Origin of the sequence: Streptomyces sp. YGL11-2 (assembly GCF_050054615.1) — a bacterium.
Classification (GTDB): Bacteria; Actinomycetota; Actinomycetes; order Streptomycetales; family Streptomycetaceae; genus Streptomyces.
The window spans coordinates 17881-25047 of sequence record NZ_JBNHIN010000008.1; the positions used below are offsets into that span (position 1 = coordinate 17881).

Below are 7167 nucleotides of genomic sequence, written 5' to 3' on the forward strand. Positions count from 1 at the left end.
CCGGAGAGCCCGGGCGGGCGGCACGGTCGTGCGGATACGCAACGTGTCACAGCGCGCGCAGGCCGTCGATCACCTCGCGCAGCACCTGCTCGTCCGGCAGCTCGGCCGGCGGTACGGGGCGGCTGACGCGGACCAGCCCGGCGTCCAGCAGATCGCCGATCAGGACCCGGACCACGCCCACCGGCAGATCCAGCTCGGCCGCCAGCTCGGCGACCGAGAGCGGCGAGTGCCGGCAGCGCCCGACGATGTCGACCTGCTCCGGGGAGAGCGTCTGGTCCGCGATGGGCTCCTCGGCCCGGCTCTCGGCGATCACCTGCGCGATCAGGTCCAGCCGCCCCTCGGCTGCCGTACGGGTGCGCCCGCGCGTCATCGCGTACGGCCGGACGACGGGGCCTGCGTCGTCGTCGAACCAACGGGCCGCGCCCCGTCCCGGTACGGCTGGGCCGTCCTGGTCGGTCATGGCATCACCGTAGTCGTGCTCAGCCGGCCTGCCCGGACCGGGGCGCGGTGCCCAGGTGCGTGCCCACGCGCTTGACCAGCAGCGTCATCTCGTAGGCGATCAGCCCGACGTCGGAGTCGGCGTCGGCGAGCACCGCCAGGCAGCTGCCGTCGCCGGCCGCGCTGACGAACAGGAACGCGCCGTCCAGCTCGACCAGCGTCTGGCGGACCCGGCCGGCGTTGAAGTGCCGGCCGACGCCCTTGGCCAGGCTGTGGAAGCCGGAGGCGACGGCGGCCAGGTGCTCGCCGTCCTCGCGGGTGAGGTCCTTGGAGGCGCCGGTGGGCAGTCCGTCGCTGGAGAGGACCAGTGCCTTCCGGATGCTGCCGACCCGCTCGACCAGTTCGTCCAGCAGCCAGTTCAGCTCTCCGGATCCCTGCGCCGAGAACGCTGCGCTGGAAGATGCCTTCGGTGCGGTCATGGACCGTCCTCTCCCGATGTGGTTCGTGGTGGTGCTGTGCTGCCCCCGGTGGCGGCATCAGCGTCGCCGGTCTCCGGGGGTGTGGGGGTGTGGGGGGCCTCGCCGTTGTCCCGGCGACCGCGCTGCCAGCCGCGCTGGAGCGAGGCCATCCGGGCCCGGACCTCCTCGGCGTCGCGGTCGTCCGCGGGCGGCGGGGCCGGCCGGTCCGTCCCGGGGTCCCGGGTGGCGTCGGCCTTGAGCTGGGGGGCCAGGCTCGCCTGGCGGACCCGGCGGGGCAGGCCCTTGGAGGTGGTGGCGGCCGGAGCGGGCGTGCCGTCGGGAGCCTCGGAGCCGGGCGCGGGGGACGGCGGACCGCCCCCGGGGCGCTCCGGGCGGTCAGCGGGCTCCGGCCGCTCGGCCGCCGCCTCGGGCGTGCGCCGTGCCGGCCTGTCCACCGGCTCGCCCTTCGGCCTGCCCTCGGCCGTGCCGCGGTCCTCCGGGGCGTCGACCGTACGGCCGTGATCGGAGACCAGGACCGGGGGGCGCGGGCGGCGCGGCAGCGGGGCGAGCCCGCCGGGTGCCTGGTCGCCGGCCTGCTGGTGCTGCTCGTCGGAGTCGGACGGGGCGGCCTTGGGGACGGCGGCCGGTCCCCGGATGCCGCGGCGGTCCCGGCCGCGGCCCCGGTCCCGGCCGCGCAGGAGGGCGCCCTCCTCGCCGGCGGGGTCCGCCTCGTCGGCGCCGAGCGGTGGCTCCAGTTCGACCGGCCCGTCGACGGCCCCGCGCTTCGGGCGGCGCGGGAGCGGTACCGGGATCTGGGCGAGGGCGGCCAACGCGCCCGCCGCGTGGTCCGGTTCGGCGTCCCCGGCCGGTGCGCCCGCCACGGCCGGCGCGTCGTCGCGGGCGCCGTCCGCCGTCTCGGTCAGGATCGCGCCCGGGATGAGGACCACGGCGGTGGTGCCGCCGTACGGCGAGGGCTGGAGGGAGACCCGTACGCCCTGCCGCTGGGCGAGCCGGCTGACCACGAACAGGCCGAGCCGGTCGGTGTCGGACAGTTCGAACTCGGGCGTCTCGGCGAGCCGGAGGTTGGCGTCCAGCAGGAGGTCGGGCGCCATGCCCAGGCCGCGGTCGTGGATTTCCAGGGTGAAGCCCTTGGAGACCCGCTCGCCCAGCACCTGTACGGCGGTGTGCGGCGGCGAGAACACGGTGGCGTTCTCCAGGAGTTCGGCGATCAGGTGCGTCAGGTCGGAGACCGCGGCGCCGTCCACCGCGAGCCGCGGCAGCCGGCGCACCTCGATGCGCTCGTAGTCCTCGACCTCGGCGACCGCCGCGCGCACCACGTCCATCAGCTGGATCGGCTTGCGCCACTGCCGGGAGGGGGCGGCGCCGGAGAGGATGACCAGGCCCTCCGCGTGCCGCCGCATGCGGGTGGTCATGTGGTCGAGCCGGAACAGGTCCGCGAGTTCCTCGGTGTCCTCGGTGCGCCGCTCCATGGCGTCCAGGAGGGTCAGCTGACGGTGCAGCAGGACCTGGCTGCGGCGGGCGAGGTTGACGAACACCTCGGAGACGCCGCGGCGCATGTCCGCCTGCTTGACGGCGGCCTCGATGGCGGCCCGCTGAAGGGTGTTGAGCGCCTGGCCGACCTGGCCGGTCTCGTCCGGCCCGAACTCCAGCCGGGGCGCCTCGGTTTCCACGTCGACCTGCTCGCCGGCCGCCAGCCGGCGCATCACGCTCGGCAGCCGCACACCGGAGACCTCGTGCGCGGTCTTGCGCAGCCGGGTCAGGTCCCGCACGTGCCGGCGGCCGATCCGGAAGGAGACGACGATCGAGACCAGCAGCGCGAGGAAGCCGAGGACGCCGGTGGCGACGGCCTTGAGGACGATCCGGGTGGCGACCGGCGCGACCCGCCGCTGGTAGCGGTCGCCGGCCTCCTTGCCCATCCGCTGGAGGTCGCCGAGGACCTTCTCGGCCGCAGTGTTCCAGCGATCGGCGTTGACCACGTGCGGTGCGGCGGCCGGGTCGGCGGCGATCACCCGGTCCTCGTACGAGACCAGTTCGCGGGCGCCGGCCAAGTGCCAGTAGTCCTCGTACACGCCGCGGTCCGTGGCGGGCAGCAGGGGCAGGGTGGTGCTGTAGAGGATGCGGCGTTCGGCGACCCGGTCGGAGAGCGCGCGCTGGTCGTGCTTGGTCAGGCTGCCGGAGGTGAGCGCCGCGGACATCAGCGCGTCCTCGCGGGAGAACGCCTCGCGGGCGCGGGTGATGCCGACCAGCGCGCGGCCCTGCTTGTCCATCTCGACGTTCTCCAGGGCGTGGAGCGCGCCGAGCAGGTCGTAGCAGGGGTCGACCAGGGCGTCGTAGGACTCCATCGCCTCGTCGCGGGAGACCCGGTTGTCCTCGACCTGGACGCGCAGCGCGTCCAGGCCGTCCAGGCTCTTGAGGAGGCCGGCGACCCGGTCGGCGTTGTCGCCGGTCAGGTCCGTGCGCACGTCCTGGGTGTCCGCGTCGGCGCGGAGCCGGTCGACGGCGTCGTCGGTCGACCGGGTCTGGCCGCGGAGTTCGGTGAGCGCGTTGGCGCCGCGGCGGTCGGCGAGGTAGAGCAGGCTCTGGCGGCGTTCGCGCTGGAGGGCCTGGACGACGTCCTCGACGGGATAGCCCAGGTTCCTGACGACGTTGCCGACGTCGAGCAGTTGGTTGGCCTCGCGCCCGGTGACGTAGGTCGTGATGCCCCACATGGCCGTCAGGGACACCAGCGGCACGAGCAGCAGCGCCACGATCTTCCGGCGGATCGACTTCCCGCGAAAGCGCATGGCCTCCCCTACGTCAACCCCGGCGCACGGGGGTGGTGTTCCGTCAACAGCGGCGCGAGCCTACTACTGACGGGGGATCGATCCGAAGGCCCGGCCGGGCGGCGCGGGGCACGATCGGGGCGGGATCGTCACGAGTTGTCCTGCGATGCCCGGGCAACCCGCCCCGCGAGTGTGGCTATGGACACCCGGCGCGCGGCTGAAATACGCCTACCCCGGGTAACCCCGCACCACCCCTGTGCGTGACGATGGAGGGGGAACGCGGACTGGACAGTGGGGCGGTGTGTGTGGCATGTATCCGGTGAAATCCGGGCAGCCACCCAAGAGTCGGACTGCCGGGGAGAGTGCGGGGAGTGTGACGCGATGGACGACGGCAGGCGTCCCTTGTGGCAGGAGGAGCCGGCGACGCGGCGCCGGATGGCCGACCCGGTCCGTACGGCCGCGGTGCGCGCCGTCATCATCGTCGCCCTCACCCTGATCCAGGCCATGGTGGCCTTTCTGTGCACGCTCGCGGGTTCCTGGTTCGCCTTCCCCGCGGTACTCGGCACGGTCGCGAGCACGGTGGTCGCGACCTGGGCCGTCCTGGACGTCTGGGTGACCCGCCAGGTCTGGGTGCAGCGCCACGGTGTGGAGTCCCGGCCGAGCAGCACGGCCAGGGAACTGCGCCGCGAACGCCGCCGGTCCCGCCGCGACGGGCGCCGGGAGCCGCCGGAGGGGCCGCCGCACGCGGACCGCGCGGCGGCCTGACCGCGCCGCGCCCGGGCGGCCGCCGGGCTCCGGGGTGCCGCGCCGGCGCCCCACCCCGATCGTTGCGCCACCGCCTCTTCCCTTACGGCGGGCCGGACATGGACCATCCCGTCCAGGACGCCGACCTCGCGGGTGCGTACGGGGCGGCGGGCAGGCAGGTGGGCGTTCCGTGCGCGGGTCGAAGAGCGCGGCGTGCAGCGGGCATTCGGCGAAGCAGCCCTCCGTCCAGCCCCCGGAGAGCGAGGCGTCCTGGTGGCTGCAGGTGTCGTCGACGGCGTAGCGGCCGGCGTCGGCGTGGAAGACGGCGATCGCGGGCGCGGCCTCGTCGGTCTCGATCCGGACGGACTCGCCGACGGGCAGGCCCTCGATGCGGCAGACGGGAATGATCTGGCCCCCCCTCTCGCCGGTCACCGGTACCATGGTGTTGTGAATCACGCATCGCATCGCGCGATGCGCAACAGAATCCAAGCCGGGTCGGGCCGTCGAGGACTTCCCGGAGAGCGTCCCGAAGGCGTGCCCGTCGGGGGCAACGGGTAGTGAGGCAAAGAGCCATGGCGAACACGACCGACACGGCGGCCGAGCGGTCCGAGGACCGGCGCGGCGGAGCGGGATCCGTCCAGTCCGTGGACCGCGCGGTGAGCGTACTGGAGAGCCTGGCCCGGCTGGGCGAGGCCGGAGTGACCGAGATCGCCGAGGAGTTGGGGGTCCACAAGTCGACCGCCTTCCGGATCCTGGGCGTCCTGGAGAACCGCGGACTGGTGGGGCAGGAGAAGGAGCGGGGGAAGTACTTCCTGGGCGCCGGGGTGCTGCGGCTGGCCGGCGCCGCGGCGATCCGGCTGGACATCTCGCAGGAGGGCCAGCCGGTCTGCCGGGCGCTGGCCGACGAGACCGGCGAGACCGCCAACATCGCGGTGCTGGACGGCGATGCCGCGGTCAACATCATGCAGGCCAGGGGCTCCGCCGCGGTCACCGCCTTCAACTGGCTCGGCCGCCGTACCCCGTTGCACGCCACCGCCAGCGGCAAGGTCCTGCTGGCGCATCTGCCGCGGGAGCGCCGGGAGGCCCTGCTCGGCCGCAAGCTGCCGCGGTTCACCGAGAACACGCTGACCGCGGCGACCGGCGTGCGCGAGCAGCTGACGGCCGCCCGCGAGGACGGATTCGCCTGCACCGACGAGGAGTTCGAGAAGGGCCTGAACGCCGTCGCGGCGCCGGTGCGGGCGCACGACGGCGCGGTGATCGGCGCGATCGGCGTCTCCGGGCCCGCCTACCGGATGGCCCGCGAGCGGCTTCCGGAGCTCGCCGAGCGGTCCGCGAAGGCGGCGGCCGAACTCTCCCGCCGTATGGGGTACGGGGGGTGAGCCGGGGCGCGCCGGCCACCCCTTGACGGATCCCTGACGGCCTTCCAGCATGTCTCCTATGGCGCAACTTCGCGCGCCATGAGCAACACCCGGTGTCTGGCGGCGTTGTGCCGCCCGGCACCCCGTGCCCCACACACTGCACCGACTCCACCCCTCACAGGCATCCGTGCCAACTCCATGCGCACCCCGCCCCTGCCGCCACCGCAGGCGCTGTATGAGGAGTAGACATGCCGCACGAAGCCCGCGCCGTCGTCGCCGTCAAGCGAGGCGCACCCGTCGAGGTCCTGCCGATTCTCGTGCCCGATCCCGGTCCCGGAGAAGTCCTCGTATCCGTCCAGGCGTGCGGGGTGTGCCACACCGATCTGCACTACCGCGAGGGGGCGATCGGCGACGAGTTCCCGTACCTGCTGGGGCACGAGGCGGCGGGACTGGTCGAGGCCGTGGGGGACGGGGTCGCGGATCTGGCGCCGGGGGATTACGTGGTGCTGGCCTGGCGGGCGCCGTGCGGTCAGTGCCGGTCGTGCCGGCGGGGGCGCCCGTGGTACTGCTTCGCGTCGCGCAACGCCGCGCAGCCGATGACGCTGCGGGACGGCACACCGCTCAGCCCGGCGCTGGGTATCGGTGCGTTCGCGGAGAAGACGCTGGTCGCGGCCGGGCAGGCGGTGAAGGTGGATCCGTCCGCGCGTCCGGAGGCGGCCGGGCTGATCGGGTGCGGGGTGATGGCCGGGTACGGCGCGGCCGTGCACACGGGGGGCGTGGGCAGCGGGGACACGGTCGCCGTCATCGGCTGCGGCGGCGTCGGCAACGCCGCCATCGCCGGTGCCTCGCGGGCCGGTGCGCGACGGGTGATCGCCATCGACCTGGACGACGGCAAGCTGGACGCCGCCGAGCGGTTCGGGGCCACCGACACCGTCAACTCCCGTGGTACGGACCCGGTCGAGGCGGTACGGCAGCTGACGGGCGGTCACGGCGCGGATGTGGTCATCGACGCGGTGGGGCGCCCCGAGACGTACCGGCAGGGGTTCTACATGCGCGACCTGGCCGGGACGCTGGTCCAGGTCGGGGTGCCGGACCCGGACATGCGCATCGAGCTGCCGCTCATCGACCTCTTCTCGCGCGGCGGCGCGCTCAAGTCGTCCTGGTACGGCGACTGTCTGCCCAGCCGCGACTTCCCCGTCCTCATCGACCTCTTCCTGAGCGGCAAGCTCGACCTGGAGCGCTTCGTCAGCGAGACCATCACGCTCCACGACATCGAGGCGGCCTTCGGCAAGATGCAGCGCGGCGAGGTGCTGCGGTCGGTGGTGTCGCTCTAGGCGAGGACACCCGGGGCGCGTGCGAGGGGGCGGCGACGCCACCCCCTCGCAC

At 74.1% G+C, this 7167-nt stretch carries 6 protein-coding genes and 1 pseudogene; 3 read left to right on the plus strand and 4 right to left on the minus strand.

Annotated features, from left to right (window positions below; genetic code table 11):
* Positions 1-46 precede the first annotated feature (46 nt).
* From ACO1BR_RS11530 to ACO1BR_RS11540, 3 genes are read right to left on the minus strand one after another with little or no spacing between them, the layout of a single operon-like run.
* Positions 47-460, minus strand: coding sequence for a DUF742 domain-containing protein (locus tag ACO1BR_RS11530; RefSeq protein WP_426794952.1), 414 nt, complete (start codon positions 458-460; stop codon positions 47-49).
* Between the two features lie 19 nt (positions 461-479).
* Positions 480-917, minus strand: a complete 438-nt coding sequence (locus ACO1BR_RS11535; protein WP_159505059.1) for a roadblock/LC7 domain-containing protein — start codon at positions 915-917, stop codon at positions 480-482.
* Entirely contained in the window at positions 914-3700 is a 2787-nt protein-coding gene (locus tag ACO1BR_RS11540) for a nitrate- and nitrite sensing domain-containing protein (RefSeq protein ID WP_426794953.1), read from the minus strand. The genes ACO1BR_RS11535 and ACO1BR_RS11540 overlap by 4 nt, the downstream gene beginning before the upstream one ends.
* 360 nt (positions 3701-4060) lie before the next feature.
* Here ACO1BR_RS11540 and ACO1BR_RS11545 point away from each other — a divergent pair, with 360 nt between their 5' ends.
* Positions 4061-4444 (plus strand): hypothetical protein, encoded by a 384-nt coding sequence (locus ACO1BR_RS11545; protein ID WP_159505057.1) that lies wholly within the window; start codon positions 4061-4063, stop codon positions 4442-4444.
* A 65-nt stretch (positions 4445-4509) separates the two neighbouring features.
* Here the strand turns inward: ACO1BR_RS11545 and ACO1BR_RS11550 are convergent.
* Positions 4510-4831: pseudogene (locus ACO1BR_RS11550) on the minus strand (bifunctional 3-phenylpropionate/cinnamic acid dioxygenase ferredoxin subunit); the annotation flags it as partial.
* 164 nt (positions 4832-4995) lie between these two features.
* Here ACO1BR_RS11550 and ACO1BR_RS11555 point away from each other — a divergent pair.
* Together ACO1BR_RS11555 and ACO1BR_RS11560 are read left to right on the plus strand one after the other, a co-directional pair.
* Positions 4996-5802: an IclR family transcriptional regulator gene (locus ACO1BR_RS11555; RefSeq protein ID WP_426794954.1), complete on the plus strand. Its 807-nt coding sequence runs from the start codon at positions 4996-4998 to the stop codon at positions 5800-5802.
* A 227-nt stretch (positions 5803-6029) separates the two neighbouring features.
* Positions 6030-7115 (plus strand): S-(hydroxymethyl)mycothiol dehydrogenase, encoded by a 1086-nt coding sequence (locus tag ACO1BR_RS11560; protein ID WP_426794955.1) that lies wholly within the window; start codon positions 6030-6032, stop codon positions 7113-7115.
* Positions 7116-7167: the final 52 nt, after the last annotated feature.

Coding starts and splice junctions, on each gene's coding strand:
- ACO1BR_RS11555 (WP_426794954.1), top strand. CDS start 4,996: ATGGCGAACACGACCGACACGGCGGCCGAGCGGTCCGAGGACCGGCGC.
- ACO1BR_RS11530 (WP_426794952.1), bottom strand. CDS start 460: ATGACCGACCAGGACGGCCCAGCCGTACCGGGACGGGGCGCGGCCCGT.
- ACO1BR_RS11560 (WP_426794955.1), top strand. CDS start 6,030: ATGCCGCACGAAGCCCGCGCCGTCGTCGCCGTCAAGCGAGGCGCACCC.
- ACO1BR_RS11545 (WP_159505057.1), top strand. CDS start 4,061: ATGGACGACGGCAGGCGTCCCTTGTGGCAGGAGGAGCCGGCGACGCGG.
- ACO1BR_RS11540 (WP_426794953.1), bottom strand. CDS start 3,700: ATGCGCTTTCGCGGGAAGTCGATCCGCCGGAAGATCGTGGCGCTGCTG.
- ACO1BR_RS11535 (WP_159505059.1), bottom strand. CDS start 917: ATGACCGCACCGAAGGCATCTTCCAGCGCAGCGTTCTCGGCGCAGGGA.